Source organism: Nonomuraea sp. NPDC050536 (assembly GCF_044457685.1).
GTDB lineage: Bacteria > Actinomycetota > Actinomycetes > Streptosporangiales > Streptosporangiaceae > Nonomuraea.
This window is the reverse complement of sequence record NZ_JBITHD010000024.1, coordinates 1-26,490: the sequence shown is the minus strand read 5'-3', so window position 1 is coordinate 26,490 and position 26,490 is coordinate 1. Positions and strand designations below refer to the sequence as shown.

Sequence of the window (26,490 nt, the reverse complement as noted above, 5' to 3'; positions counted from 1 at the left end):
CATGCGACGTGAATTCAAACTCCCCGACGTGGGCGAGGGCCTGACGGAGGCGGAGATCGTCCGCTGGCACGTCAAGCCCGGCGACCAGGTCAAGGTCAACCAGATCGTGGTGGAGATCGAGACTGCCAAGTCGATCGTCGAGCTGCCCATCCCGTGGGACGGCGTGGTCGGCGCCCTCATGGCCGAGGAGGGCCAGACGGTCGACGTCGGCGTACCCATCATCGCGATCGACGAGCCCTCAGACGGTACGGCTCCCGCCCCAGAGAACAACCTCGAGGCGTTGGCAGACGACATGGTCCCCCGCCCACCGGCGGAAGGCGCCGTCGAACCCGGCGCCCACGGCAGCCCCGCCCCCAAGGAGGAACGCCAGGCCGTCCTCGTCGGCTACGGCGTCAAACAGGGCCCCTCCAAGCGCCGCCCCCGCAAGCCCACCACCCCAGCCGGTCCGGGCAGGGCGCCGAGCACGGAAGCGGAGCCCGGCGCAACGCGTACAGTGACCGGCCCCGCGACACCCATCGGCGTGTCAAGCGCTGCGGTCCTGGCGAAACCCCCGGTCAGGAAGCTGGCCAAGGACCTGGGCGTGGACCTGGCGACGCTCGAAGGGACCGGCCCCCAGGGCTCGATCACGAGAGAGGACGTGCACGCCGCCGTCGAGGGAGCCCCCACGGCTCCGCAACGGCCGGTCGTACGGGGAAGGGAGGAGCGGATCCCCATCAAGGGCGTCCGCAAGCTGACCGCCCAGAACATGGTCGCCAGCGCCTTCACCGCCCCGCACGTCAGCGAGTTCCTCCAGATCGACGTGACCGAGACGATGGAGGCCGTCAAGCGGCTGAAGGCGATGCAGGACTTCGCCGAGCTCAGAGTCTCCCCGCTGCTCCTGGTCGCCAAGGCCGTGCTGACGGCCGCCAGGCGCTACCCGATGATCAACTCGAGCTGGGACGAGCAGGCCCAGGAGATCGTGGTCAAGCACTACGTGAACCTGGGCATCGCCGCCGCGACCCCGCGCGGGCTGGTCGTACCGAACATCAAGGACGCGCACGAGTTGTCCCTGCCTGAGCTCGCGAAGAAACTGGGCGAGCTGGCCGACACCGCCAGGGCGGGACGGACGCAGCCCGCCGACATGGCGCACGGCACGATCACGATCACCAACGTGGGCGTGTTCGGCGTCGACACCGGCACCCCGATCCTGAATCCCGGCGAGTCGGCGATCCTGGCCTTCGGCCAGGTCAGGGACATGCCGTGGGTGGTCGACGGGCAGCTGGCGGTCAGGAAGGTGACCACGCTGTCGCTGTCGTTCGATCACCGGATCGTGGACGGCGAGCTGGGCTCGCTGTTCCTGCGGGACGTGGGGGCGATGCTGGAGGATCCGCTCCGGATGCTCGCCTGGAGTTAGCAGTCGAGAGGGTCCGCGAATCGCGGGCCCTCTTTACGTGATGCGCCTTGGCTGTTAAGAAGGTTTACTAACGAACCCCCCAGCGGCCTTGCGAGGACCCATGGCGCGTCCCCGGCTCTTCCTGCTCCTGTTATCCCTGCTGATCCCTCTGCTGATCTCGACGAACGCCGCGAAGGCGGCCACGCAGCCCATCGTGATCCCGGGCTACAAGATCCAGTCATCGGCCAAGGTGTCGGACACCGGCGCCACGATCTCCACCCCCGGCTACGCCGCGAGCGGCTGGTACCCGGTCGGCCCGCGCTCGACCGTGCTGGCCGGGCTGCTGCAGAACGGCGTCTACCCCGACCCGTTCTACTCGACCAACATGAGCTCGATCCCGACCGCGGACTTCGACGTGGCCTGGTGGTACCGGGCGGACTTCACGCTCGACAGCCAGGCGGGCCTGCGCACGTTCCTCGACTACAGCGGCGTCATCTCCGGCGCCGACGTCTGGGTGAACGGTACCAAGGTGGACACCGTCACCGGCGCGTACGCCCGCCACGACCTGGACGTCACCGCGCAGGTCCACCCGGGCGTCAACTCCCTCGCCTTCAAGATCAACCCCAACGATCCGAAGGCCAACCTCACGATCGGCTGGATCGACTGGGTCCAGCTGCCGCGCGACGACAACATGGGCATCTTCCGCGACGTGGTGATCCGCCGCAGCGCCGACGTCTCGCTGCGCGACGCGCACGTGACCACCAACCTCAACGTCCCGGCAATGGACAGCGCCGCGCTCACGGTCAAGGCTGACGTCCGCAACGGCACGTCCAGCGCGGTCACCACCACGGTCAAGGGCACGATCGGCTCGCTGGCCTTCCAGCAGGACGTCTCGCTGGCCGCCAACGAGACCAAGCGCATCACCTTCACCCAGACCCTCGCCAACCCGCAGGTCTGGTGGCCGTACACGATGGGCGCCCAGCCGCTCTACGACCTCGACCTCTCCGCCACGGTCGGCGGCGTGGAAACCGACTCGCTGACGCAGAAGTTCGGCGTCCGCAAGGTCGAGTCGGGCAAGAACGCCAGCGGCAAGCGGTTCTACAAGATCAACGGCAGGAACCTGCTGATCCGCGGCGGCGGCTGGTCACCCGACATCTTCCTGCGCAAGGACCTGACCTACCTCGAGAACAAGATCCGTTACGTCCGTGACCTCGGGCTCAACACGATCCGCATCGAGGGCCACCTGGACACCGACGAGCTCTACGACCTGGCCGACAGGTACGGCATCCTGACCATGCCCGGCTGGGAGTGCTGCAACAAGTGGGAGGGCTCGTTCGGCAGCGCCGACTACCCGATCGCCAAGGCCTCCATGCAGGCCGAAGCCGTACGGCTGCGCAACCACCCGAGCGTGATCTCCTTCCTGATCGGTTCGGACAACCCGCCCACCGGCCAGAAGGACACCACCTACCGCGACGCGCTGAGCGCCGCCGAGTGGGACCTGCCGATCATCACGGCCGCCTCCGACGACGGCAACTCCGGCATGAAGATGTCCGGGCCCTACGACTGGGTGCCGCCGAACTACTGGTACAACAAGCGCGAGGGCGGCGCGTTCGGCTTCAACTCCGAGACCTCCGCTGGCCCCGACGTGCCGACGCTCGACTCGCTCAAGCGGATGATGACGCAGGCGCAGATCGACTCGCTCTGGCAGAGCCCGAGCGCCACCCAGTACCACCGCTCCCCGGCCGCCGAGTTCAACAACCTGAAGATCTACCACAACGCCCTCAGAGGCAGGTACGGCGTGCCGTCGGGGCTGGCCGACTACGTGAAGAAGGCGCAGCTGGCGCAGTACGAGGCGGTCCGAGCCCAGTTCGAGGCCTACGGCCGCAACTTCACCGACTCCTCCAACCCCTCCACCGGCGTCGTCTACTGGATGCTCAACAGCGGCTGGTCGTCGCTGCACTGGCAGCTGTTCGACTACTACCTCGACCAGGGCGGCTCCTACTGGGGCGCGCACGAGGCCAACAAGCCGCTGCACGTGCAGTACTCCTACGACAACAAGTCCGTCGTCGTGGTCAACTCCGGCACCCAGGCGGCCTCCGGCCTGACCGTCAAGACCGACGTGTTCAATATGGACGGCACGTCCAAGTACACCAACACGGCCACGGTCACCGCCCCCGCCGACGGCGGCAAGGCCACCGCGGTCACCGTTCCGGCCATCTCCGGGCTCTCGACCACCTACCTGGTACGGCTGTCGCTGCTCAGGAACGGCGAGGAGATCGACCGCAACGTCTACGCCCTGTCCACCTCCGACGACGTGATCGACTGGGCCAACAACACCTGGTACTACGCGCCGACCACGTCGTACGCCAACCTGACCGGGCTCAACGGCCTGGCCCAGGCCCCGATCACGGCCACCGCGACCTCGCCATCCCCTGGCACGGTCTCGGTCACGATCAAGAACACGGGCACCGGGAAGATCCCGGCGTTCATGCTCGACGCCCACGTCGTCGACGCCGCGGGGAAGCCGATGCTGCCGGCGCTCTGGTCGGACAACGCGATCTCCCTGTGGCCCGGCGAGTCGAAGACGCTCACCGCCACCTACCAGGGCACCGGAACCCCCAGCGTGCGCGTGTCTGGGTGGAACACCGCCACGGTCACCGTGCCGACCGGGCCGCCGGACACCGAGAAGCCGACCGTGCCCGCGAACCCGCGCGTCACCGGGCAGACCTCCTCCAGCGTGTCGCTGGCGTGGGACGCCTCCACCGACAACGTCGGCGTGACCGGGTACGACGTGTACAACGGCACCTCACTGGCCACCACGGTTTCCGGAACGAGCGCCACGGTGACCGGGCTGGCTCCGGCCACGCCGTACACCTTCACGGTCAGGGCGCACGATGCGGCGGGAAACTCCTCCGACGCCTCCGCGCCCGTCACGGCGACCACAGACGCCGGGTCCGGGCTGTACGAGGCCGAGGACGCGACGATCTCGCAGGGCGTGGTGGAGTCCAACCATCTCGGCTTCACGGGCACCGGGTTCGTCAACTACGACAACGTCACCGGCAGCTACGTCGAGTGGACCGTGAACGCCACCGCGGCGGGACCGGCGAACCTGGTCCTGCGCTACGCCAACGGGACCACCGTGAACCGGCCGATGGCGATCACGGTGAACGGCGGCGCCGCAGTCAACCGTGACTTCAACGGCACGGGCAACTGGGACACCTGGCAGACCGCCACGATCCCGGTCCAGCTCCAGGCGGGAAGCAACAAGATCAGAGCCACCGCCACCACCGCCAACGGCGGGCCCAACGCCGACAGCCTCGCGGTGAACCCGCAGGCCCCGACCGCGGACTACCAGGCCGAGGACGCGACGATCTCGCAGGGCGTGGTGGAGTCCAACCATCTCGGCTTCACGGGCACGGGATTCGTCAACTATGACAACGTGACCGGCAGCTACGTGGAGTGGACGGTCAACGCGGCGACCGCAGGACCCGCCTCGGTCACGCTGCGGTACTCCAACGGCACCACCGTGAACCGGCCGATGGCGATCACGGCGAACGGCGGCACCGCGGTCAACCAGGACTTCCCGGGCACCACGAACTGGGACACCTGGCAGACGGCCACCATCACCGTCCAGCTCCAAGCCGGAGTGAACAAGATCAGAGCCACCGCCACCTCGGCGAACGGAGGTCCGAACGTCGATAAGCTGACCCTATGATCCGCCACGTCGTGCTGTTCACCTGGACCGAGGACGCCACTGCTGAGCAGAAGGCCACGGTCGCCACGGAGTTGCGCAAGCTCCCCGGGCTCATCCCCGAGATGCGCGCCTACACGGTGGGGCACGACGTGGGCATCAACCAGGGCAACTACGAGTTCGCGGTGGTCGCCGACTTCGACTCGGCCGACGACTACCTGGTGTACCGCGATCACCCCCTGCACCGGGCGGTGATCGCGGAGCACATCACTCCCATCGCCGCCACCCGCGCCGCCGTCCAGTTCGAGCTGTAGCGCACCACCTCCACGGGTCACGTCCGGATCCGGGGATAGGCGCCAGGGTAGAAATCAGGGTCGGTCCCCGATGCGGGCAGGGGGTCGGAAAAGGCACGCTGAGGCCATGAACGAAATCACCCGACGCGACGAAGTCTCCCTCTCCGCCGCCGCCCTGCGCGGCGCCCCGTGGAAGGCGGCCGCCATCGGCGGTGGCGCCGTCGCGGCCGTCAGCTTCGGCCTCGGCTGGCTGCTGCCCGGCCCCGCCGACCTGGTCTGGGCGCTGGGGCTCGGCATCAGCCTGTTCTCCCTGATCGCCGCCATCGGCGCGATCGCCAAGCCCAACGAGGGCGACCGGGTGACCCGCCAGGCCCGGCTGTGGTCGCTGAAGCACCCGGCGAAGTTCGCCCTCCTGCCCGCCGGCATCACCGCCGTGCTGGACTACCCGGTGCAGCTGGTGCTGGACGGCGAAGGCGTGTTCGGCTCGGCGTTCCAGGCGATGTGGCACGGCGCGCTGGTCTACGTGATCGCCGCCATCCTGACGATCACGATGCGGGGACGAGCACAATCTTCCCAGTGACCCGCCTGCTGATCAGATCGTCCATGGCCTGTCCGGCCTCCGCCAGCGGCCTGGTCTCCGGCGCCACCGGATCGATGCCCGGCATCGCGAGGAGCTCTTCGAGCATCGCCCGGTTCTCCATCGCGTGTGACATCGACCACGCGCCCCAGTCCAGGCCCACAACCGACCGGCTGCGCAGCAGCACCTGGTTGGCCGGCAACCTCGGGATCTCCCCGGAGGCGAACCCGACCACCAGCAGGCGCCCGCGCTCGCGCAGCGCCCGAAGCGCCTGCTCCGACAGCTCGCCGCCGACCGGATCCACCGCCACGTCGACGCCCCAGGCCCTGGCCGCGTCCTTCAGCCCCGCGTAGCCGATGGCCTCGTCCGCCCCGGCCCGCAGGGCGCGCTCCCGCTTGTCAGGCGTCGAAGCCGCCGCCAGCACGTCCGCGCCCAGTGCCCTGGCCACCTGGACCGCCGCCAGCCCGACCCCGCCGCCGGCGCCGAGCACCAGGACCCGCTCGCCCGGCCGCAGCCCTGCCCGCTCCCTGAGCGCGAACAGCGCCGTGCAGTAGCTCTGCGCGAACGCCGCCGCCCTGGCCGAATCCAGCCTGTCGGGAATCGGTACGGCTTGCGTCTCGTGCACCACGACCTTCGAGGCGAACCCGCCCAGCCCGGTGATCGCCAGCACCCTGGTCCCGTCCGGCATCCGCCCGGCCACCTCGTAGCCCGGCGTGAACGGCAGCGGCGGCTTGATCTGGTAGGCGCCCCTGGCCATGAGCCCGTCGACGTAGTTGACGCCCGCCGCCTCGACGTCGATGACCACCTGGCCCTCACCGGCGACGGGATCGGGCCGCTCCACGACTTCGACCGGCTTGCCGTACTCGGTGCAGACGACGACCTTCATCGGGCCTCCACCACCCGCTTGAGCCCTTCCAGGCTCTTGCGCATGTTGGCGGCGTTGTGGGTGTCGCGGTCGGGCACGTTGGTCGCCCAGGCGCCCACGACGCGCATGAACGCGCCGCGGGTGTCCCAGGTCTTCTGCTCGACGCGGCAGCCGTCCGCGGTCGGCGTCAGGTCGAAGCGCCAGATGGCCACGTCCAGCACGCCGGCCGCGCGCACGTGGTAGGCGAAGGCCCGTCCGGGCTCGGCCGCGATGACCGTGCACCGGGTGGACCAGCGGCGCCCGCCGTTGCGGTTGCCGCCCACGAAGCGGGCGCCCAGCCTGGCCTCCTTGACGGGACCGATCCAGCGCGCGCTCAGGCACTCGGCGTTCCAGCTCGCGAGGTTGGCCAGGTCAGTGATCACGTCGTAGACGCGCTCGGCAGGGGCGGCGATCTCGATGCTCGCGGAGGCGTTCGGCTCGCTCATGCCGCCAGCTTGCCGGACCGAATATTATTCGGGCAAGCCCTTCTCCGCCTGGCTGCGGCAGACGCAGAACTCGTTCCCCGCGGGGTCCAGCATGGTCACCCAGCCGCTGCCGTCAGGGTTGCGGCGGTCGTCGAAGACGGTCGCCCCCATCTTGAGCAGCCGCTCGACCTCCTCGTCGCGGGTGCGGCCGTCGGCGCTGTTGACGTCGAAGTGCACCCGGTTCTTCACCGCCTTGCCCTCGGGCACCCGGATGAACAGCAGGAACGGATCGGCTGCGGTCCGCACCATCACCTCGTCGTCGCCCGGCTTGTCGCCCTCGCCCAGCGGCAGGCCCATCGCCTCGCTCCACCAGGTCGCCATGGCATAGGGGTCGGTCGCGTCAATGGTCACAGCATGAATCTCAATCACCCGCCCACCCAACCACAGCGAGCATTTCTCGTACGGCAAGCCACCCCGCCGGCCGCCCGCCGTACGTCGGCTGGGGGCCCGCAACCGGCGCTTCTGGCGAGTCGGGGACGCCAGCCCGCCGTAACGGCGCCTTCTAGCCGTGGTGTGACGGCTTCCCCGCAGATGTCAATGCGACTTATGTGGACTTTATGCGGAAAGTAATGCACCTTCACGGAACGGTGTGTTAGTGGATGCGCGAGTAATGAAATGGCACCGGTATTGGCGCGGGTTGAACCGGGAGCGTGTTCGATGCGTTGACCAGGACAAATGCCGATAGATCGAACTTCATACCAAAGCCTCACCAAACCTCCACATATCTAGTGATGTGTAGAGGTTCGAGTGTTAATGTCGCATTTGTCGGCATGCAGGTGCTCCCGCGACGGGAGCTCGCTCATGAGGAGGGGGAACATCATGGCACGTGTCGGCTTCCCTGCCTGGAACAACTGGGGCTGGGGCCGTAGGCGCTGGTGGCGTCGCCGCTGGGGCTGGGGCTTCGGTCGCGGCTGCGGACGCTGCGGACGCTGCGGCGGACGCTGGGGCGGAGGCTGGTGGTGGTAAATCCATCACCAGAGAGCCGGCGGCCTGTCCGCCGGCTCTCCTTCGCTGCCAGGGCAGGAAGGATCCCGGCGACGCCGGGCGTGGAGCTCGCGCCCGCGGTCATGTTCCGCAAGGCCTTCAAGGAGTTCTGGCCCGTCACCCGCGGACTGCGCCTGCTGATGGTGCTCGGCGGCGTGCTGGCCATCGTGGCGGCGCTGTGCGAGGTCGCCGCGATCGGACTGTTCGCCGTCATCACCGACCAGGTGCTCAGCCAGGGGGACCTGGGCGCGTTCTGGGCGCCCGCACTGGCCTGGCTCGGCCTTGCCGTGCTGGCAGGGGCGGTCACCTTCGGCGGCACCTACCTCACCGCACTGGCGGCCGAGCGCTTCCTGCTCAAGCTGCGCGACCGGGTCTTCGCGCACCTCCAGACCCTCACCCCGGATTTCTTCAACAACCGGCACCTGGGCGACCTGATGGCCAGGCTGACCAACGACATCGAGGCCATCGAGGAACTGGTCGGCTCGGGCCTGGTCAAGGCGTTCACCACGGTCATCTCCGTGATCGTCTTCGCCGGGGCCGCCTTCTTCGTCCGCTGGGACCTGGCGCTCATCACCTTCGCGCTCGTCCCCGCGTTCCTGCTGGTCTCGAAACTCTTCGCGGCCAAGTTCAGGGTCGCGGCCGGTCGTGAGCGACTCAGCAACGGCCTGATGAACAGCGTCATCGAGGAGAGCCTGTCCAACCAGAGCCTGGTCCAGGCCTACAACCGCCAGGAGACCGAGTCGGGCCACCTGCACACCCAGGGGATGAGCTGGCTGCGCGCCAACATGTCCCAGGCGGTGCTGTCAGGACTGTACGGCCCCTCCGTCCAGGTGCTGCAGACCATCTGCATGATCGTCATCCTCGGCTTCGGCGCCTGGGAGATCGCCGCCGGCCGTCTCACCATCGGCGGGCTGCTCGCCTTCGCCGCATATCTGGCCTACCTCTACCCCGCGGTCCAGGGCCTGGGCGAGCTGGCACTCAGCATCTCCGAAGCGCTGGCCGGCTCCGACCGCGTGATGGAGGTGCTCAAGTCCCGGCCCAGCGTCACCGACGCGCCCACCGCGGCCCCGCTGGCGGCCCGCGCCCGAGGCAGGGTCGAGTTCGAGCGCGTCGGCTTCACCTACCTGAACAGGACCAGGCCCGCGCTGGCCGACCTGTCCTTCACCGCCGAGCCCGGCGAACTCATCGTCGTCACGGGACCCAGCGGCGTGGGCAAGTCGACCCTGGCCAAACTGCTGCTGCGGTTCTACGAGCCGACCAGCGGGCGGATCCTGCTCGACGGCACGGACATCCGCGACATCACCCGCGCCTCCCTGCGCGACAACGTCACGCTCATGCAGCAGGAGAGCCTGCTGTTCTCGGGGACCGCGCGCGAGAACATCGCCTACGGCACGCCGGACGCCTCCTTCGAGGAGATCGTCGCGGCCGCCAAGCTCGCCGACGCGCACGACTTCATCATCCGGCTGCCCGGCAAGTACGACACGCTGCTCGGACAGCGCGGACGGCTGCTGTCGGGCGGTCAGCTGCAGCGCATCGCGATCGCGCGTGCCCTGCTGCGCGACGCTCCCGTCCTGGTCCTGGACGAGCCGATGACCGGCCTGGACACCGTGACTGCCGCCCGCGTCATGGAGCCGCTCAAGCGGCTGATGGCCGGGCGCACGACGATCCTCATCACCCACGACCTGCGGCACGTGCCGGAGATGGCCCGCACGATCGTGCTCGAGCCGGCCCGCCGCACGTCCCGGATCCGCATCAGGCACATGACGGCGATGCTGCGCTGAGAAAGTGGGTCTCGCGGTTCGTAGCGATGGCAGGAGTCGAACCTGCGACCTTCCCGTTATGAGCGGGATGCTCTGCCGCTGAGCTACATCGCCGTGGCTGTATTGCGAGAATCGAAAATGCGTGTGCGCGGGAAAAGAAAGCCGCCTGGATAACCCGGGTTCGGGTCGCGTTCACGGTAGTCCGCTCGTACGGCGGGCGGCCACCTGTTTATCGGGCCGCCCGCCGTACCGGCGAATTCAGTGGGAGCCGGCGAGATTGAGACCGACGACGCCGATGAGGATGAGGGCGATCGAGCCGATGCGGGCGAAGGAGACCTCGTCTCCCATCGCGAGCATGCCGAGCGCGGCCGTTCCGACGGCGCCGATGCCCGTCCACACGGCATAGGCCGTGCCGACCTCCAGGCTCTTGAGCGCGTAGGCGAGCAGGCCGAAGCTGAGCACGGCGGTGGCGAGGAAGGACAGGGTCCACCACAGGTGTGAGAAGCCGTCGCTCATCTTGAGCGAGTAGGCCATGGCGACCTCGAACAGGCCGGCGACGATGATGACGATCCAGGCCATTGCTGGGAACTCCTTGGGACGAGCCGACAGGGTCGTGCGTCGTCTTGGCGTTCCGGGTACGGCGCGTCTCGTCCGGGAGCAGTCGCTCACCACCTACAACATGGCGAAATTTCGGGTCATTCCCGTACGTCCCACCAGATCGTGACCCAGCGCTCGCGGGGCAGCGGCCACATCCCGAGCTCCAGTGCCGTCGCGCCCACCTCCTCGGCCCGGGAGGGCGGCAGGCAGATCCGGTGGCAGGCGCTCTGGGCCAGTTGTTCCAGGCTGCTGAATCGCTCCAGCGGCGCCTCCCGCTCCTCCACGTGCACCCCGTAGCCGAGCGCCGCGACCAGGGCGACGGCGTCTTCGGCGATGGGCCTGACGGGCCGGTCGATGCCGTGGAAGTGCTGCCAGAGCGGCGTCATCCAGCTCATCGGATGGCGGTGCGAGAGCTCGAGCACCACGCGCCGGCTGGCGTGGGCGTTCAGCGCGCGCAGGAAGCCGGCCAGGTCGGGCACGTTGTAGGCGACGTGCGCGGAGATCGCGACGTCCGCCCGGGGGACGCGGACGGACACGTCGGGCCAGAGTCCCTCGACGGTCGTCACCTTGACGCCGAGCTTGTCGGCCCTGACCGCGAGCTCGGCGAGCATGGCCGCCGAGGTGTCGACGGCGTACAGCTCGCTGATGTGCTCGCGCAGGGGCAGCGACGAGGCCCCGGCCCCGCTGCCGACGTCGAGTACGATGCCCGGTTCGGGCAGCGCCTCGGCCAGCCGGGTCATGGTCGGGCCGTCGTCGGGCTCGGCCAGCGCTCTGTCGGTGCGTACGGCGAAGCGGGCCGGCGAGTGGCCGAACGGGTCGGCTGAGGCCCCGGCGAGGATCTCGTCGGGGATGGCCCAGGATTCCAGGCGGTCGCGCCAGCGAGCGGCGAGCTCTTCGGCATCCATGCAGACGAGCATGCCATGCATATCCATGGTTACCCGCGGGTAGCATTCCTAGTAAGGTTACCGGCCAGTACACATTTCCCTCGGTTCAAGGAGATCGGCAGCCATGGGCCACTACAAGAGCAACGTGCGTGACCTGGAGTTCAACCTCTTCGAGGTGTTCGGCCGCGGTGCGATCCTCGGCGCGGAGCCGTACCCGGACGTGGACGAGGACGTGGCCCGAAGCCTCCTTGACGAGGTCAACCGGTTGGCCACGGGCGTGCTGGCGGAGTCCTTCGAGGAGGGCGACCGCACGCCTCCGGTGTTCGACCCGGCGACCAGCTCGGTGACCATGTCCGACGGTGTGAAGAAGTCGTTCAAGGCGCTGATGGACGGCGGCTGGGCGCACCTGGACCTCCCCGCCGACCTGGGCGGCCCCGGCATCCCGCGCAGCCTCGCCTGGGCAACAGCGGAGATGGTGCTGGGCGCCAACCCCGCGCTGTACATGTACGCCGGCGGCCCGAACTTCGCCTACACGCTGTGGAAGCTGGGCACGGACGCGCAGAAGCGCTTCGCCGAGATGGCCATCGAGCGCAACTGGGGCGCCACGATGGTGCTGACCGAACCGGACGCGGGCTCGGACGTGGGCGCCGGCCGTGCCAAGGCCGTCCAGCAGCCCGACGGCACCTGGCACCTCACGGGCGTCAAGCGCTTCATCACCAGCGCCGAGCACGACATGGCCGAGAACATCTTCCATCTGGTGCTGGCCCGCCCCGAGGGGCACGGCGCCGGCACCAAGGGCCTGTCGATGTTCCTGGTCCCCAAGTACCACGTGGACCTGGAGTCCGGCGAGCTGGGCGAGCGCAACGGCGCCTACGTCACCAACGTCGAGAAGAAGATGGGGCTCAAGGTCTCCACCACCTGCGAGCTGACCTTCGGCGACAAGCACCCGGCGGTCGGCACCCTGGTCGGAGACGTGCACGAGGGCATCAAGCAGATGTTCATGGTGATCGAGCACGCCCGCATGATGGTCGGCACCAAGGCCATCTCCACGCTGTCCACCGGCTACCTGAACGCGCTGGAGTACGCCAAGTCCCGCGTCCAGGGCGCCGACCTGACCAGGATGACCGACAAGTCCGCGCCCCGCGTGACCATCACGCACCACCCAGACGTGCGCCGTGAGCTCATGCTGCAGAAGGCGTACGCCGAGGGCATGCGGGCCCTGGTGCTCTACACGGCCACCTGGCAGGACACCATCCAGATGAACCCGGGCGACGAGCACGCCCACGCGATGAACGACCTGCTGCTGCCGGTGGTCAAGGGCGTGGGCTCCGAGCGCTCCTACGAGCTGCTCGCCCGCTCCCTGCAGACGCTCGGCGGTTCTGGCTACCTGCAGGACTACCCGATCGAGCAGTACATCCGGGACTCCAAGATCGACTCGCTGTACGAGGGCACGACCGCGATCCAGGGCCTGGACCTGTTCTTCCGCAAGATCCTGCGCAACCAGGGCGCCGCGATCGGCTCGCTGATGGCCGAGATCAACGCCTTCGCCGCCTCCGAGGCGGGCAACGGCAGGCTGAAGCAGGAGCGGAAGCTGCTGGGCGAGGCGGCGGCCGAGGTCAAGGCCATGGGTGACACGATGGCCGGCTGGGCGCTCGGCTCGCTGGAGTCTCCGGCCGAGATCTACAAGGCCGGGCTGAACACCACCCGGCTGCTGCTCGCCCTGGGCGACCTGATCATCGGCTGGCTGCTGCTGCGTCAGGCTGAGGTGGCCCTGGCCAAGCTGGCCGAGGGTGAGGACCCCTTCTACCAGGGCAAGGTCGCGGCGGCCTCGTTCTTCGCCACGACCGTGCTGCCCAGGCTCGCCGCCGAGCGCCGGGTGCTGGCCGGCACCGGCCTGGAGCTGATGGACCTTCCGGAAGAGGCCTTCTGAATCTCTGACACGATGGCGTGATGAGCGTCACATCCCCCCGCGCCGAGGAGGTCTCGGCGGGCGTCTACGCCTACGTCCAGCCCGACGGGAGCTGGTGGATCAACAACACCGGTTTTCTCGTCGGGCGGCGCGGCGTGATCAGCATCGACACGTGCGCGACCGAGCGCCGCACGCGGGCCTACCGCGAGGCCGTGGCCAAGGTGACAGACCGGCCGATCACCACGCTGGTCAACACCCACCACCACGGCGACCACACCTTCGGCAACTACCTCTTCCCCGAGGCCACGATCGTCGGCCATGAACGGGTACGGGAGCAGATCCTGGCCGACGGCATCCCCGGCTACCGCTCCGCCTGGTCGGCTTCGGTGGAATGGGGGGACCTTGAGCCGGTTCCTCCCTTCCTCACCTACACCGACCAGGTCACGCTGTACTCCGACGAGCTGCGCTGCGAGGTGCGGCACTTCGGGCTGCCTGCGCACACGACCAACGACTCGATCGTGTGGATCCCGGAACGGCGCCTGCTGTTCGCCGGCGACCTGGTCTTCAACGGCGGCACGCCGTTCGTCCTGATGGGGTCGGTGACCGGTGCGATCGAGGCGCTGGACCTGCTCAGGGACCTGGGCGCGGAGACGATCGTGCCGGGCCACGGCGAGGTGTGCGGGCCCGACGCGATCGACCGGGTCCAGGCCTACCTGCGCTTCGTCCAGGTCACCGCGGAGCGCGGCAGGGCAGCCGGGCTCACGCCGCTGGAGGCCGCCCGCGAGACCGACCTCGGCGAGTGGGCGGAGCTGCTCGACTCCGAGCGCATCGCCGGCAACCTGCACCGGGCCTACGCCGAGCTCGACGGGCTGCCCAGGGGCGCGCCGATCGATCTGGCGGCAGCCGTACTCGACATGATCACGTTGAACGGCGGGCAGCCGCTGACCTGTCACGCGTGAACGTCAACCGGACGTCAAACCGCTCGGGCCAGGCTGTGGGCATGGTCCGGCGGGTTGACGCCCCCGAATGCCCCGCCGGGTCGGGCCGCCCGTCCCGTCCCCAGGGCGGGCGGTCCTCCTCCCGGGGGTGTGATCGCGCATACTCGGGTATGACCGTGGGCGTACTCGCTCTTTGCCTCTGGAGGTCGTCATGGGTGTCGGGGTCAGCATCTTCTTCCTCACGCTCGGCGCCATCCTGAGATTCGCCATCGAACCGGACGTGTTCGGAAAAAGCGTCCACATGGACATCATCGGGCTGATCTTTATGATCGTCGGCGGCATCGGCGTGATCCTGAGCATCGTCCTTGCCCCCAAGCGCGGCCGCACCTCCGACGACCGCCTCATGCACCGCGAGAACAACCCGCCGGAGATCTGACGCCTGGGCGTGTCCTGGCATTATTCGGGCATGCAGGAAATCGTCATCGAGCAGTTGGGGCCCGGCGAGGGCGAGCGGCTTCGCGGCGTGCGGTTGCGCGCGCTGGCGGAGTCGCCGGACGCGTTCGCCTCCACGTACGGCGCCGAGATCGGCTTTCCGGCGGACAAGTGGCTGGAGAGGTTGAAGAACCCCTGGTGGGTGGCCCGGCGGGGCGGCGAGGACGTGGGGCTGGTGGCCGTGCGGGCCGAGGAGGGCACCGCTCACCTGCTGTCCATGTGGGTGGCTCCGGAGGCCAGGGGGAGCGGGATCGGGTCCCGGCTGGTCGACGAGGTGATCGCGTGGGCGCGCGCCGAAGGGCTCGAGCGGGTCGGGCTCTGGGCGGTGGACGCCAACCAGAGCGCCAGGTCGCTGTACGAGCGCAAGGGGTTCGAGCGGAGCGGCAAGGTGATGGCGCTGCCGTCCAACCCGGCGCTGATGGAGTCGCACTACATGCTGTCGCTGCTGTTCCGCAGAGCCCGCAGGCAGGACGTGCCGGCGATCGTGGCCATGCTGGCCGACGACCACCTGGGCGCCTCCCGCGAGGGCGACCCGAACGACGAGCGCTACCTGGCCGCCTTCGAGCGGGTGGACGCTAACCCCTTCGACGAGCTGATCGTGGCCGAGCAGGACGGCAAGGTGGTCGGCACCATGCAGCTCACCTACCTGGCGGGGCTGTCGCGGCTGGGCGCCGAGCGCTGCCAGATCGAGGCCGTGCGGGTCTCCGCCTCCACCAGGGGGCAGGGGCTCGGCCGCAAGATGATGGCCTGGGCCGTCGACAGGGCCAGGGCGCGGGGCTGCGCGATGGTCCAGCTCACCTCGGACAACTCGCGCACCGACGCGCACCGTTTCTACGACTCGCTCGGTTTCACGGCCTCCCACGTGGGCTACAAGATGTCGCTGAGCTGATCTCAGAGCTGGGCCAGCATCCAGCGGCACCAGTCGGCCCTGTGCCGCTCGTAGCTGAGCCCGCAGCGCAGCGTGGCGTAGTTGCCGAACCACGGGTCGTCGAAGCCGGGCGGTCCGTCGAAGGACGCCTCAACCCGCTCGTACTCGGCCAGGCGCCGCTCGTGCGCCTCGAGCTGGTCGGTGAACAGCTGCCTGACCAGGTCGCGGTCGGCCAGCCATGACGCGTAGGTCTTGAGCACCAGCTCGTCGCGCTCCGGGCGCTCGCGCGGCGGCTGGGTCACCCATTCGCGCAGCTCCCGCCTGCCCAGGTCGGTCAGGTGGTAGACCTTTTTGTCCTGCGGGCCCGGCCCGTGCGCGGTCTCGAAGCCCACCAGTCCCGCCTCGTCGAGCTTGCGCAGCTCGGTGTGGATCTGGCTGTGGCCCGCCGTCCAGAAGTAGCCGATCGGCCGCCGCATGCTCGCGGCGAGGTCGTAGCCGGTGCGGTCACCGCGCGCCAGCACGGCCAGGATCGCGAACCCCAGTGTCGATGTCATTGTGCTCCTGTCGCAACTATGTCAGTTTAGACATACTTTGGAAGGGAGTGGTTGTGCGGAAGATCGTCGGCTTGGCGTGCGTCGCGCTCGCCCTGACCGCCTGCGGGGGCACGGTCAGGGAGAAGGCGGCGCCCCCTAGCAGCTCGCCGCCTTCGGTGGCGGCATCGAGTGCGGCGCCCACGGAGGCGCCCACGGAGGTGGTCACGGGGCCGAACGTGTCCGGGTGCTTCACCGAGAAGGACGGCAAGATCTTCTCCTACGGCGACGACTTGCCCGGCGTGATCACGGGCAAGGGCTCGGTCGGCGTGGTGATCTCCTACGAGCGCGGCGGCAACGTGTGCACCTGGCGCCCGCTCTCCGACCGGCTGGTCGCCGCCGGCTACCGGGTGCTGCTGTACGCCAGGGCCACGAGCGCCTACCCCGAGGACGCCACGGTGGCCATGGCCAAGCGCCTGGCCAAGGAGAAGGGGGTCAAGAAGCTGTTCCTGGTGGGCGGCTCCATCGGGGCGACCACCGCGGTCCCCGCCGCCGAGAAGTTCGGGCAGGCCAAGGTGGCGGGCGTCGTGGCGCTCTCGGGCGAGATCGACGCGGCCGACGCCGCCAAGCTGACCGTCCCGCTGCTCCAGGTGGGCAGCGAGAACGACAGCTACGGCGGCGCCACCTCACTGCAGGCCGCGCACGACGCCGCGGCGAAGGCGCCGGACGATCAGCTCCTGGTCATCAAGGGCGGCACCATGCACGCCTCGGAGCTGTTCCCCAGCCCCGACGGCCCCAAGGTGCTGGACACGATCGTGGCGTTCATGAACCGGCACAAGGGCTGAGCTCCACCTGGTTGTCGTGGTAGACGGGACCGCGGCCCATGTCGGCGTCGCGCTCCTCGACCACGGCGTTGGGGTTGGCGCCGCCCGGGCTGTGCTTGCGCCAGCGGCCCTTGGGCGAGGCGACCACGCCGCGCGCCACCCGGTCGCTGATCTCGACGTCGGCCAGGAACTCGCCACTGGCGTTGTGCACCCTGACCCGCTGCCCGTCCAGCAGCCCGCGGGTCTGGGCGTCGTCGGGGTGCACGAGCACGACCGGGTCCTTGGCGCGGCGCCGCAGTTCGGGGTTGTTGCCGAAGGTGGAGTTCAGGAACGTGTGCGAGGCGGGCGTGATCAGGGTCAGGCCGCCCGGCGTCCGCGCCGACTGCGAGGGGACGTAGGCCTTGCCCGCGGGCGGGAAGCGCAGGCGGCCGGAGGGCGTGGGGAAGCCGTCGGCGAAGGGGGCGAAGGGCTGCGGGTAGTTCATCCGCACCCAGCCCTCCTTGCGCAGCCGGTCGAGCGTGACGCCCTCCAGCGACGGGTGGCCGCCGCCCAGCAACTGCTCGGCCAGCTCCAGATCGGAGTCGAAGAGCGAGGGCTCCGTCAGGCCCATGTGCCCGGCCAGGCGGCGGAACGTCTCGGCCGTCGACAGGCACTCGCCCGGCGGCTCCACGGCCTTCTCGTTCCACAGCAGGTAGAGGTGGCCGTAACCGGCGTGCAGGTCGTGGTGCTCGGTCTGCATGGTGGCTGGCAGCACGATGTCGGCGTAGTCCACGGTGTCGGTCGGGAACTGCTCCATCACGACCGTGAACAGGTCCTCGCGCTCCAGCTGGGCCCGGATCCCGTTGCTGTCGGAGGTGGAGGCCATCGGGTTGGCGCCGTAGACCCACAGGCACTTCACCGAGTTCAACTGGGAGGCCAGCTTCGTCATCGTCAGCGTCCTGACCCTCTTGGGCAGCAGGTCGTCGCGCATGTCGATGTCGAGATGGACGTGGCCGCTGGTGGAGTAGGCCACGCCGCCGCCGGGGTGGCGCCAGTCGCCGGTGACGCCGGGGATGGCGGCGATCGTGCGCAGCGCGGTGCCGCCGCCTTCATGCCGCTGCAGGCCCATGGTGGCGCGGATCGCGGTCGGGCGGGTGTGCGCGACCATCATCCCCAGCTTGTGGATGTCTTCGGCCGGGATGCCGGTGATCTCGGCCGCGACACTCGGCGGGTACTTCTGGATCTCTGCCGAGAAATCGTCCCAGCCCTGCGTGTGCCGGGCGATGAACTCCTCGTCCTGCGTGCCCTCCGACAGCACCACGTTGAGCAGGGCCAGCGCGAGCACCGCGTCCGTGCCAGGACGGATCGCCAGGTGCTCGTCGGCCTGGTCGGCCGTGCGGGTGCGGATCGGGTCGATGGCCACCACGTGGGCGCCGTCGGCGCGGCCGTCCTGGATGAACTTCCACAGGTGGTGGCCGCTGGTCAGGGTGTTGGTGCCCCACAGCAGGATCAGCTTGGACTGGGCGAAGTTCTCCGGGTCCATGCCGGCCGCCGTGCCGTTGGCCAGCGTCAGCCCGGTGTTGCCCGCGGTGGAGCAGATGTTGAGCGCGTGCTTGGAGGCGCCGAGCACGTTCCAGAACCGGCGTCCCGCCACGCCCTCGCAGCCGTGGATGTAACCGAGCGAGCCGGTGCCCTGGTAGGGCCAGATGGCCTCGCCGCCGTGCTCGTCGATGATGCGGCGCAGCCGTACGGAGATCTCCTCCAGTGCCTCGTCCCAGCTGATGCGCTCGAACTGGCCGGAGCCCTTGGGCCCGGTGCGGCGCATCGGGTAGAGGATGCGGTCGTCAGCCTGGGTGTGCTCGAGATAGCGGTTGACCTTCACGCAGAGCGCGCCCCGCGTGTAGGGCTGGTCGGGGTTGCCGCGCATCTTCACGGCCTTGCCGTCCTTGACGGTGACAACCCATGAGCAGGTATCCGGGCAGTCCAGCGGACAAGCCCCCAAAACCCTCAATTCACCCGACATGCCCTCTAGATTACGATTTCGGCCAGGCATAGTGGCTCACGAAGTTCGCCAGCGCCCCCGTGTTGACCGCCAGCGCCTTGCGGTCGACGTTGCCCAGCGAGTCGCAGGCCTGGTGGTAGCAGCCGTCCAGCGGCTGGTCCGCCGCCCCGCCGAACCTTGTGGCCTCGTCCGCGGTCTTCAGCTGCTCCGCGCCGGTCGACAGCCCGCCGGCCGGGATCCCCGCCGTGATGAACGGCCCGTAGTCCGACCGCCCGTCGAAGGCCTTGCCCGTGTACGGCAGGCCGCGCCCGGTGAAGTACTGCTGCAGGGTCCGCTCGACACCCGCCGACCCCATCGGGAAGGGACCCCCGCCGAGGCTGTCGGAGTTGTCGCCGTCGTAGATCTGGTACTTGTAGTTCGGCGAGGCGATCATGTCCAGGTTCAGATAGAACCTGATCTTCTTGCGCTCGGCCGGAGTCAGGCTCGACACGTAGTGCTGCGACCCGAGCAGCCCCAGCTCCTCCCCGCCCCACCAGGCGAAGCGCACCGGCCGCCGCGGGTGCAGCCTGGCGGCCCGCAGCGCCACCTCCAGCACCGCCGCGCTGCCCGAGCCGTTGTCGTTGATGCCGGGCCCCTCCTGCCGCGAGTCGAGGTGGGCGCCGACCATGAAGGGGTTGCCCTTGCCCGTGGTCTGCGCGATCACGTTGTGCGTGATCCGCATCTCACTTTCCGTCCTGGTCATCACCCGGATCCGCTTGCGTTCGCCGAGCTCCTTGCCCGTGACGGGCCCGACGGCGACCACCGGCAGCGGCTGCGGGACGCGCACACTGCCGTCGAAGGTGGCGCTGGGATCGATCACCACCAGCGCCCTGGCTCCGGCGGTCGCGGCGGCCTTCGCCTTCTCCTCGAACAGGCAGCCACCCCGCTTGACCAGCGCGATCCGCCCCGTGACGAACGTGGCGAACTCGCTCGCCGTACAGCCGGAGCCGGCTTGCTGCGGGCGGGCCGTGACGTCGCCGGCGGCGGAGAACTCCATGGTCCTGGCATCGCTGTAGGCGTGAGAGCCCCGCACCAGGGCAGGGGCCAGCTCACGGTAGAAATTGAATGCGAAAGGTTGGAGCTCCACGGTGTAGCCTGCGTCGCGCAGCTTGGATGCGACGTATGCGGCCGATGCGTCGTAACCGGGCAGCCCGGCCGCACGGTTACCGCCGTGCGCGTCGGCGATCGCCTGCAGAGCCCGGAGATGCCCGAACACGTGCTCCACGGTCACCGCGTCGGCCAGACGGTCGCCCGGCGTGCCCGGCGCGACGAGGGCCAGCAGGAGCATCGCATGAGTGATCATGCCAGGGAGCGTCCCAAGAGGCCTCACGCTCCGCGGAATAGGCGCGTCGGCACTGGTCGAGTCCTTACCCGGTGCGATGACTGAGGTGACGATTGGGGACACTAGAGGCTAAAGATCGTACGGTCCGGCCGGGAAGGTGCAGAATCGCTGTCGGTGGCGGAAATCAGGGAACGCGATGACGCGGCAGACCTCTCGGAGGGGGATCCAGCCGTGGATGTCGCGCGCGCGGAACCGGACGTCTACGTAGTAGAGCCTCTCCTGCCCCAGCGCCTGCGCCGCCCCTCCGATCTGTTGCGATTCTTCGCCACGCTGCTCGTGCTCGGCGCGGTCATCCTGCTGTCGCTGGTGGCCAAGCAGACGCTCAACGGCCTGGAGGCCGACGTCACCTCCGGCACGCGGCTGCTCCCCGAGCTGTTCGCCAGGGTCGCCACCTTCCTGGGTGGCGCCGCGGTGCTCGTCGTGCCCGTGGCCTTCGCCGTGGAGCGCGTCTTCCACCGCGACGGGCTGCGCGTCGCCGAGGGCCTGATCGCGGCCATCATCGGCATGGTCGTCTCGTTCCTCATCGGCCAGTGGCTCGTCTCCGGCGCCGCGCCCGACCTGCACCAGCTGCTGACCGGCGGCCGCGCCATCGAGCCGCTCAACACGCTGCTCACCTCGGTGATCGCCTACTCCACGGCCGTCCGCATCTCGCGCCGCCCCACCTGGCGCATGCTGATGTGGACGATGATCGCGCTCGACGCCTTCGCGCTGTTCTCCGGCCGTCAGGTCACGCTGCCGAGCGCGCTGGTCACGATCCTGGTCGGCATGGCCATCGGGTACGGCACGCTGTACGGGATCGGCTCACCCAACACCCGCCCGCCGGGCAACGCCGTGGTCGCCGCGCTGCGGAAGCTGTCGTTCTCCCCGGTCTCGGCCCGCCGGATCGAGGACGACCACCAGGGCAGCCGCCGCTACGCCATCGGGCTGAAGGACGGCGCCTCCCTCGACGTCACCGTGCTCGACCGCGACCGGCAGGTGGCGGGCCTGCCGTACCGGCTGTGGCGGCGCATCAGGCTCAACTCCGAGACCAGGCGCAGGGCGATCCGCTCCCTGCGCGCCGAGCTCGAGCGCGAGGCGCTGATGGCGTACGCGGCCCAGGCGGCCGGCGCCTCCACGCCACGGCTGCTGGGCACCAGCGAGATCGGCACCGAGGCCGCGCTGCTCGTCTACGAGCACCTGGAGACCAGGCCGCTGGACGACCTGAGCGACGCCGAGATCGACGACGACCTGCTGGCCCAGATCTGGGAGCAGGTCGAGCTGCTGCAGATCCAGCGCCTGGCACACCGGCGGCTGACCGGCGACAGCATCCACCTCGACCGCGCGGGCCGGGTCGTGCTGACCGACGCCCGCAGCGGCGAGATCGCCGCCGGCGACCTGCTGCTGCGGCTGGACATCGCCCAGCTGCTCACCTACCTCGCCCTGCGGGTCGGCGCAGAACGGTCGGTGAAGACCGCGGCCGGCGTGCTCGGTCCCGACGCGCTGGCCACCGCGATGCCGCTGCTGCAGCGCATCGCGCTGGTCCGCGAGACACGGTCGGCGCTGTCGAAGGACAAGGGGCTGCTGGCCGCCATCCGCGAGCAGATCGTCGCGCTCAAGCCGGAGAGCAAGGTCGAGGAGATCCGGCTGGAGCGCTTCCGGCCGCGCACCCTCGTCACGATCATCGCCAGCACCCTGGCCGCCTACTTCCTGCTGTCGCAGCTCAGCCGCGTCAACGTGGCCCAGGTCGTGACGACCGCCAACTGGGCCTGGACCGGGCTGGCGCTGGTGGCCTCGTTCATCAGCTTCGTGGCCGCCGCGCTCATGCTGCGCGGGTTCGTGCCGGAACCGCTGCCGCTGTGGCGGACCGTGCTGGTGCAGTTCTCGGCCTCGTTCGTGAAGCTGGTCGCGCCCGCGGCCGTCGGCGGGGTCGCCATCAACACCCGCTACCTGCAGAAGCGCGGCATCACGCCGGCGCTCGCGGTGGCCAGCGTGGGCGCCTCGCAGCTGGTCATGATGATCTTCCACATCGGTCTGCTGCTGCTGTTCGCCTACATCACCGGATCCAGCACCGCCACCTCGTTCACGCCGTCGCGCGGGCTGGTGCTCGTCATGCTGGCGGTCGCCGTACTCGTCGTGGTCGTGCTCGGCGTGCCGCCGCTGCGCAGGCTTATCACCGGGCGGATGCGGCGGCTGTTCTCCAACGTGCTGCCGCGACTGCTCGACGTACTGCAGTCGCCGCGCAAGATGCTCGAGGGCAGCATCGGCACCCTGATGATCACCCTGGCGTTCGTGGCCTGCCTCAACGCCTGCCTGCGCGCCTTCGGCGCCGACCTCGACTTCACCGCCGTGGCGGTGGTCTACCTGACGGCCAACGCGATCGGCTCCGCCGCGCCCACGCCTGGTGGCCTGGGCGCGGTGGAGGCCTCGCTCACGCTGGGACTGACGGTGGCGGGCGTGCCCGCCGAGCTAGCCACCTCCGCCGTCCTGCTCTACCGGCTGCTCACGTTCTGGCTGCCGGTCCTACCGGGCTGGGCGTCGTTCACCTATCTGCAGAAGCATGAGGCTTTGTGAGCGAGCTTCGCGAGTGAACCAATCAGACACAGCAGCTGCTTACGAAGACGACGAAGTCGGCTTCGTAAGCTTGCCTATCTGAGTGAGTTCGTCCTCGGTGAAGGCCGGGCCGTGCACGCAGGCCAGGTTGTCCTCCAGCTGCCCGACGCTGGAGGCGCCGATCAGCACGCTCGTCACCCGCGGGTCGCGGATGGTCCACTGCAGGGCCATCTGCGCCAGCGTCTGCTTGCGCGTCTTGGCGATCTCGTTGAGGTTGCGCGCCAGCTCCACGTCGACCTCATCGGCGGCGAGGAACCTGCTGGTGGCCGCCCGCGAGTCCGCCGGGATGCCCTTGAGGTAGCGGTCGGTCAGGACGCCCTGGGCGAGCGGGGAGTACACGATGCACCCCATGCCCTCGTCCTCCAGCACGTCAAGCAGCCCGCCCTCGATCCACCGGTTGATCATCGAGTACGACGGCTGGTGGATCAGCAGCGGCGTGCCCAGCTCCTTCATGATCCGCGCCGCCTGCGCGGTCTGCTCGGCGTCGTAGTTGGAGATCCCCGCGTACAGCGCCTTGCCCGAGCGGACCGCGTGGTCCAGCGCGCCCATCGTCTCCTCGAACGGCGTGTTCGGGTCGGGACGGTGGCTGTAGAAGATGTCCACGTAGTCGATCTGCAGCCGCTTGAGTGACTGCTCCAGGCTCGAGAGCACGTACTTCCGCGAGCCCCACTCGCCATAGGGGCCCGGCCACATGTCGTACCCGGCCTTGCTGGAGATGACCAGTTCGTCTCGATAGTTCGCGAAATCTTGCGAGAAGATCTGACCGAAGTTCCGCTCCGCGGAGCCGTACGGCACGCCGTAGTTGTTGGCCAGGTCGAAGTGGGTCACACCCAGGTCGAAGGCGCGGCGCAGGATCGCCCGGGAGTTCTCAATCGGGCGGTCGTCGCCGAAGTTGTGCCACAGCCCCAGCGAGACGGCGGGCAGCTTGAGCCCGCTCCGCCCGCTCCGGTTGTACGGCATGCCGGCCTCGTAGCGGTTCTCGGCGGCTATGTATTTCATGAGGCCTCCTTCGTCGGCCTCATGAAATAGAAGGTGCTGTGTTTAATGGTTCCCTCACTGCGTTCGGTCACGGGGTGCCTCTTTCGATGATCCAGGACAGTGCGAAGGCCTCTTCTCGCCAGGCGTCGTAGCGCCCGCTGCGGCCGCCGTGTCCCGCACCCATCTCCGTCTTCAACAGGAACGGCCCACCGCCGGCCGTCGCACGCAGCCTAGCGATCCACTTGGCGGGCTCGTGGAACAGGACGCGGGTGTCGTTCAGGCTGGTGATCGCCAGAATCGGCGGGTACGGCCGGCCGTCCACGTTCTCGTAGGGCGTGTAGCTCTTCATGTAGGCGTAGACGTCGGCGTTGTGCAGGGGGTCGCCCCACTCGTCCCATTCGATCACGGTCAGCGGGAGCGACGGGTCGAGGATGGTGTTGAGCGCGTCCACGAACGGCACCTCGGCCACCACACCGGCGAAATCCTCGGGAGCCAGGTTCGCCACCGCGCCCATCAGCAGGCCGCCGGCCGAACCACCCCTGGCCACGAGCTCCGTGCTCCAGCCGGCGGACTTCAGGTGCCTGGCGGCGGCCACGAAGTCGGTGAAGGTGTTCCTCTTCCTGGTGAGCTTGCCCTCCTCGTACCAGCGCCGGCCCATCTCGCCGCCGCCCCTGACGTGCGCGATGGCGAACACGAACCCGCGGTCGAGCAGGCTCAGCCTGGGCACGCTGAAGCCCGGGTCGATCGAGGTCTCGTAGCTGCCGTAGCCGTACAGAACGGTAGGAGCGGGCTTGGCCGCGTCCTTGCGCTTGACGATCGAGATCGGCACCTTCGTGCCGTCCTCGGCCGTGGCCCACTCGCGGAACTGCTCGTAGTCGGCAGGGTCGTAGCCGCCGAGCACGGCGCGCTGCTTCAGCAGGATCAGCTCGTGGGTGCCCAGGTCGTAGTCGTAGACGCTGGACGGGGTGATCATGCTGGTGTACGCCAGGCGCAGGCGGTTGGTGTCGAACTCGGGGTTGCCGGCGGGGCTGACGTCGTAGAGGGGTTCGGGGAACTCGATCTCGTAGGCGTCTTCCTGGCTCACCTTGTTGGGAAAGATACGGATGCCCGTCAGGCCGTTGCGGCGGAAGTGCACCACGGTGTGGCTCTCGAACGCGTCGATCTCCAGGAGCCTGGTGTCGTCGCGGTGCGCGATGAACGGGGTCCAGGTGGCCGGGTCGTCCAGCGGGGCCGTGGCCAGCTCGAAGTTCTCGGCGTTCTCGTTGTGCAGGACGTAGAAGAAGTCGCCGGCGTGCTCGACCCCGTACTCCACGCCCGTGGTGCGCGGGCGGACCGTCCTGAACTCGCCGGTCGGGTCGGTGGCGTCGAGGATGCGGACCTCGCTGGTGATCTTGCTGCCCGCGCCCAGGACCAGGTACTCCTCACTGCGCGTCAGGCCGATGCCGACCCAGAAGCGCTCGTCGTCCTCCTGGTAGACGAGCGTGTCCTCGCTGGTGCCCAGGGTGTGGCGGTAGACCTGGAACGGGCGCCAGGCGTCGTCGACCCGGGTGTAGAAGAACGTCGAACCGTCGGCCGACCAGGCGCCGCCGTAGAAGATGTTCTCGATCTGGTCCTCGAGGATCTCGCCGGTGTCGAGGTTCTTGAAGCGGAGCGTGAAGCGCTCGTCGCCCTTGTAGTCGGTGGAGTAGGCCAGCATCGTGCCGTCCGGCGAGACGGCGCTGGTGCCGACGGAGAAGAACGCGCTGTCGCCCGCCAGCTCGTTGCCGTCGAGCAGGACCTGCTCACCGGGGAGGCTCGCGTCCGGGGTCACCACGGGAGGCTGCTCGTCTGTCGCCGGGACCCTGGTCGAGATGGCGTACTGCTTGCCCTCCAGGGTGCGGGTGAAATACCACCACTTGCCCTTGCGGCTGGGGACGGACAGGTCGGTTTCCTGTGTCCTGCCCTTGATCTCCTGGAAGACCTTCTCCTGGAGTTCTTCGAGGTGAGCGGTCTCCTGTTTGAGATATGCGTTTTCGGCCTCCAGATAGGCGACCGTGTCCGGATCTTCCTTGTTGGTCAGCCAGGCATACTCGTCGATCACGGTGTCGCCGTGATGGATTCGCTCAGTCGGGACCTTCTTCGCCACTGGCGGCATGTTGCTGCTCACGGGTGGAGTCTATGTTCGGCCGTGATCGATCTGTGGCCGTGAAGCGGTCGGAGTGGTCCCACGCCGCTGCTAATCTTTGAGAGCAGACGCGATGCGGCGCAACCAACCTCCTCCACTTCGGTGGCTTTGGCATGGCTTGCACCTCTGGTCGTCTACATCCCCTTCGAACAAGCAGGTCCTGAAGATCGGTTTGCCAACCGAGCGAAGGACGGGTAAGTTAGAAGGGTTGCTCCGGAGACGGAGCGGGATCCCATTCCTGCAGCTAGGACTGGCCGGAGTCAATTTGACACCAGCTGGGACGGCGGTA

Annotated in this window: 21 protein-coding genes, 1 tRNA gene and 1 riboswitch; of the genes, 11 read left to right on the top strand and 11 right to left on the bottom strand. The window is 68.8% G+C overall.

Annotation, left to right across the window (positions count from 1 at the left end; all coding sequences use genetic code 11):
- Nucleotide 1: 1 nt before the first annotated feature.
- From ACIBHX_RS43595 to ACIBHX_RS43580, 4 genes are all read left to right on the top strand, one after another.
- Nucleotides 2-1,393 carry a 2-oxo acid dehydrogenase subunit E2 gene (locus ACIBHX_RS43595; protein ID WP_397073775.1) on the top strand — a complete coding sequence of 464 codons (1,392 nt, stop codon included), beginning with the start codon at nucleotides 2-4 and terminating at the stop codon, nucleotides 1,391-1,393.
- A 100-nt stretch (nucleotides 1,394-1,493) separates the two neighbouring features.
- Nucleotides 1,494-5,087, top strand: coding sequence for a glycosyl hydrolase 2 galactose-binding domain-containing protein (locus tag ACIBHX_RS43590; protein WP_397073773.1), 3,594 nt, complete (start codon nucleotides 1,494-1,496; stop codon nucleotides 5,085-5,087).
- Entirely contained in the window at nucleotides 5,084-5,377 is a 294-nt protein-coding gene (locus tag ACIBHX_RS43585; protein ID WP_397073772.1) for a Dabb family protein, read from the top strand. The genes ACIBHX_RS43590 and ACIBHX_RS43585 overlap by 4 nt, the downstream gene beginning before the upstream one ends.
- A 106-nt stretch (nucleotides 5,378-5,483) precedes the next feature.
- Nucleotides 5,484-5,936, top strand: a complete 453-nt coding sequence (locus ACIBHX_RS43580) for a hypothetical protein (protein ID WP_397073771.1) — start codon at nucleotides 5,484-5,486, stop codon at nucleotides 5,934-5,936.
- On the opposite strand, the gene ACIBHX_RS43575 is transcribed toward ACIBHX_RS43580, so the two are convergent.
- Genes ACIBHX_RS43575 through ACIBHX_RS43565 form a run of 3 tightly spaced genes read right to left on the bottom strand, consistent with a single transcriptional unit; the run spans nucleotide 5,902 to nucleotide 7,673 of the window.
- Nucleotides 5,902-6,819, bottom strand: a complete 918-nt coding sequence (locus ACIBHX_RS43575; RefSeq protein WP_397073769.1) for an NADPH:quinone oxidoreductase family protein — start codon at nucleotides 6,817-6,819, stop codon at nucleotides 5,902-5,904. The two genes, ACIBHX_RS43580 and ACIBHX_RS43575, sit on opposite strands and share 35 nt — an antisense overlap.
- Nucleotides 6,816-7,283: an SRPBCC family protein gene (locus ACIBHX_RS43570; protein ID WP_397073767.1), complete on the bottom strand. Its 468-nt coding sequence runs from the start codon at nucleotides 7,281-7,283 to the stop codon at nucleotides 6,816-6,818. Before ACIBHX_RS43570 ends, ACIBHX_RS43575 begins: the two co-directional genes overlap by 4 nt.
- A gap of 24 nt (nucleotides 7,284-7,307) precedes the next feature.
- Nucleotides 7,308-7,673 (bottom strand): VOC family protein, encoded by a 366-nt coding sequence (locus ACIBHX_RS43565; RefSeq protein ID WP_397073766.1) that lies wholly within the window; start codon nucleotides 7,671-7,673, stop codon nucleotides 7,308-7,310.
- Between the two features lie 524 nt (nucleotides 7,674-8,197).
- Between ACIBHX_RS43565 and ACIBHX_RS43560 the strand changes: the two genes are divergently transcribed.
- Nucleotides 8,198-10,087, top strand: a complete 1,890-nt coding sequence (locus ACIBHX_RS43560; protein ID WP_397073764.1) for an ABC transporter ATP-binding protein — start codon at nucleotides 8,198-8,200, stop codon at nucleotides 10,085-10,087.
- A gap of 21 nt (nucleotides 10,088-10,108) precedes the next feature.
- Here ACIBHX_RS43560 and ACIBHX_RS43555 read toward each other — a convergent pair.
- The 3 genes from ACIBHX_RS43555 to ACIBHX_RS43545 all read right to left on the bottom strand — a co-directional run bounded on the left by ACIBHX_RS43555 (nucleotide 10,109) and on the right by ACIBHX_RS43545 (nucleotide 11,568).
- Nucleotides 10,109-10,180 (bottom strand) — tRNA-Met (locus tag ACIBHX_RS43555).
- Nucleotides 10,181-10,324: 144 nt separating this feature from the next.
- Complete coding sequence (locus ACIBHX_RS43550; RefSeq protein ID WP_397073763.1) at nucleotides 10,325-10,645, bottom strand: DMT family transporter; 321 nt, start codon at nucleotides 10,643-10,645, stop codon at nucleotides 10,325-10,327.
- 33 nt (nucleotides 10,646-10,678) lie between these two features.
- A riboswitch (guanidine-III (ykkC-III) riboswitch) is annotated at nucleotides 10,679-10,743 on the bottom strand.
- A gap of 18 nt (nucleotides 10,744-10,761) precedes the next feature.
- Nucleotides 10,762-11,568: a class I SAM-dependent methyltransferase gene (locus ACIBHX_RS43545; RefSeq protein WP_397073762.1), complete on the bottom strand. Its 807-nt coding sequence runs from the start codon at nucleotides 11,566-11,568 to the stop codon at nucleotides 10,762-10,764.
- A gap of 103 nt (nucleotides 11,569-11,671) precedes the next feature.
- On the opposite strand from ACIBHX_RS43545, the gene ACIBHX_RS43540 reads away from it, so the two are divergent.
- The 4 genes from ACIBHX_RS43540 to ACIBHX_RS43525 all read left to right on the top strand — a co-directional run bounded on the left by ACIBHX_RS43540 (nucleotide 11,672) and on the right by ACIBHX_RS43525 (nucleotide 15,775).
- Nucleotides 11,672-13,477 carry an acyl-CoA dehydrogenase gene (locus ACIBHX_RS43540; RefSeq protein WP_397073761.1) on the top strand — a complete coding sequence of 602 codons (1,806 nt, stop codon included), beginning with the start codon at nucleotides 11,672-11,674 and terminating at the stop codon, nucleotides 13,475-13,477.
- Nucleotides 13,478-13,497: 20 nt separating this feature from the next.
- Complete coding sequence (locus tag ACIBHX_RS43535) at nucleotides 13,498-14,415, top strand: MBL fold metallo-hydrolase (protein WP_397073760.1); 918 nt, start codon at nucleotides 13,498-13,500, stop codon at nucleotides 14,413-14,415.
- A gap of 190 nt (nucleotides 14,416-14,605) precedes the next feature.
- Nucleotides 14,606-14,830 (top strand): hypothetical protein, encoded by a 225-nt coding sequence (locus ACIBHX_RS43530; protein ID WP_397073758.1) that lies wholly within the window; start codon nucleotides 14,606-14,608, stop codon nucleotides 14,828-14,830.
- A gap of 30 nt (nucleotides 14,831-14,860) precedes the next feature.
- On the top strand, nucleotides 14,861-15,775 hold the full coding sequence (locus ACIBHX_RS43525; protein ID WP_397073756.1) for a GNAT family N-acetyltransferase: 915 nt from the start codon (nucleotides 14,861-14,863) through the stop codon (nucleotides 15,773-15,775).
- A 2-nt stretch (nucleotides 15,776-15,777) separates the two neighbouring features.
- On the opposite strand, the gene ACIBHX_RS43520 is transcribed toward ACIBHX_RS43525, so the two are convergent.
- Complete coding sequence (locus ACIBHX_RS43520) at nucleotides 15,778-16,308, bottom strand: PadR family transcriptional regulator (RefSeq protein WP_397073754.1); 531 nt, start codon at nucleotides 16,306-16,308, stop codon at nucleotides 15,778-15,780.
- Between the two features lie 53 nt (nucleotides 16,309-16,361).
- On the opposite strand from ACIBHX_RS43520, the gene ACIBHX_RS43515 reads away from it, so the two are divergent.
- The gene (locus ACIBHX_RS43515; protein WP_397073753.1) at nucleotides 16,362-17,129 is read left to right on the top strand and encodes an alpha/beta hydrolase; all 768 of its coding nucleotides are present in this window, start codon (nucleotides 16,362-16,364) and stop codon (nucleotides 17,127-17,129) included.
- Here ACIBHX_RS43515 and ACIBHX_RS43510 read toward each other — a convergent pair.
- Nucleotides 17,107-19,110: a molybdopterin-dependent oxidoreductase gene (locus tag ACIBHX_RS43510; RefSeq protein ID WP_397073752.1), complete on the bottom strand. Its 2,004-nt coding sequence runs from the start codon at nucleotides 19,108-19,110 to the stop codon at nucleotides 17,107-17,109. The genes ACIBHX_RS43515 and ACIBHX_RS43510 overlap by 23 nt on opposite strands.
- A 10-nt stretch (nucleotides 19,111-19,120) precedes the next feature.
- The gene (locus ACIBHX_RS43505; RefSeq protein ID WP_397073750.1) at nucleotides 19,121-20,431 is read right to left on the bottom strand and encodes a M28 family metallopeptidase; all 1,311 of its coding nucleotides are present in this window, start codon (nucleotides 20,429-20,431) and stop codon (nucleotides 19,121-19,123) included.
- Between the two features lie 210 nt (nucleotides 20,432-20,641).
- On the opposite strand from ACIBHX_RS43505, the gene ACIBHX_RS43500 reads away from it, so the two are divergent.
- Entirely contained in the window at nucleotides 20,642-23,020 is a 2,379-nt protein-coding gene (locus ACIBHX_RS43500; protein ID WP_397073748.1) for a YbhN family protein, read from the top strand.
- A gap of 39 nt (nucleotides 23,021-23,059) precedes the next feature.
- Here the strand turns inward: ACIBHX_RS43500 and ACIBHX_RS43495 are convergent, their stop codons facing one another.
- Both ACIBHX_RS43495 and ACIBHX_RS43490 read right to left on the bottom strand, forming a co-directional pair.
- Nucleotides 23,060-24,058 carry an aldo/keto reductase gene (locus ACIBHX_RS43495; RefSeq protein ID WP_397073746.1) on the bottom strand — a complete coding sequence of 333 codons (999 nt, stop codon included), beginning with the start codon at nucleotides 24,056-24,058 and terminating at the stop codon, nucleotides 23,060-23,062.
- Nucleotides 24,059-24,125: 67 nt separating this feature from the next.
- Complete coding sequence (locus tag ACIBHX_RS43490; protein ID WP_397073745.1) at nucleotides 24,126-26,183, bottom strand: S9 family peptidase; 2,058 nt, start codon at nucleotides 26,181-26,183, stop codon at nucleotides 24,126-24,128.
- Nucleotides 26,184-26,490: the final 307 nt, after the last annotated feature.

Excerpts from the sequence above, each read along its gene's own strand:
- ACIBHX_RS43595 (WP_397073775.1), top strand. The coding sequence starts at position 2 with ATGCGACGTGAATTCAAACTCCCCGACGTGGGCGAGGGCCTGACGGAG.
- ACIBHX_RS43590 (WP_397073773.1), top strand. The coding sequence starts at position 1,494 with ATGGCGCGTCCCCGGCTCTTCCTGCTCCTGTTATCCCTGCTGATCCCT.
- ACIBHX_RS43585 (WP_397073772.1), top strand. The coding sequence starts at position 5,084 with ATGATCCGCCACGTCGTGCTGTTCACCTGGACCGAGGACGCCACTGCT.
- ACIBHX_RS43580 (WP_397073771.1), top strand. The coding sequence starts at position 5,484 with ATGAACGAAATCACCCGACGCGACGAAGTCTCCCTCTCCGCCGCCGCC.
- ACIBHX_RS43575 (WP_397073769.1), bottom strand. The coding sequence starts at position 6,819 with ATGAAGGTCGTCGTCTGCACCGAGTACGGCAAGCCGGTCGAAGTCGTG.
- ACIBHX_RS43570 (WP_397073767.1), bottom strand. The coding sequence starts at position 7,283 with ATGAGCGAGCCGAACGCCTCCGCGAGCATCGAGATCGCCGCCCCTGCC.
- ACIBHX_RS43550 (WP_397073763.1), bottom strand. The coding sequence starts at position 10,645 with ATGGCCTGGATCGTCATCATCGTCGCCGGCCTGTTCGAGGTCGCCATG.
- ACIBHX_RS43545 (WP_397073762.1), bottom strand. The coding sequence starts at position 11,568 with ATGGATGCCGAAGAGCTCGCCGCTCGCTGGCGCGACCGCCTGGAATCC.
- ACIBHX_RS43540 (WP_397073761.1), top strand. The coding sequence starts at position 11,672 with ATGGGCCACTACAAGAGCAACGTGCGTGACCTGGAGTTCAACCTCTTC.
- ACIBHX_RS43535 (WP_397073760.1), top strand. The coding sequence starts at position 13,498 with ATGAGCGTCACATCCCCCCGCGCCGAGGAGGTCTCGGCGGGCGTCTAC.
- ACIBHX_RS43530 (WP_397073758.1), top strand. The coding sequence starts at position 14,606 with ATGGGTGTCGGGGTCAGCATCTTCTTCCTCACGCTCGGCGCCATCCTG.
- ACIBHX_RS43525 (WP_397073756.1), top strand. The coding sequence starts at position 14,861 with ATGCAGGAAATCGTCATCGAGCAGTTGGGGCCCGGCGAGGGCGAGCGG.
- ACIBHX_RS43520 (WP_397073754.1), bottom strand. The coding sequence starts at position 16,308 with ATGACATCGACACTGGGGTTCGCGATCCTGGCCGTGCTGGCGCGCGGT.
- ACIBHX_RS43510 (WP_397073752.1), bottom strand. The coding sequence starts at position 19,110 with ATGTCGGGTGAATTGAGGGTTTTGGGGGCTTGTCCGCTGGACTGCCCG.
- ACIBHX_RS43505 (WP_397073750.1), bottom strand. The coding sequence starts at position 20,431 with ATGATCACTCATGCGATGCTCCTGCTGGCCCTCGTCGCGCCGGGCACG.
- ACIBHX_RS43495 (WP_397073746.1), bottom strand. The coding sequence starts at position 24,058 with ATGAAATACATAGCCGCCGAGAACCGCTACGAGGCCGGCATGCCGTAC.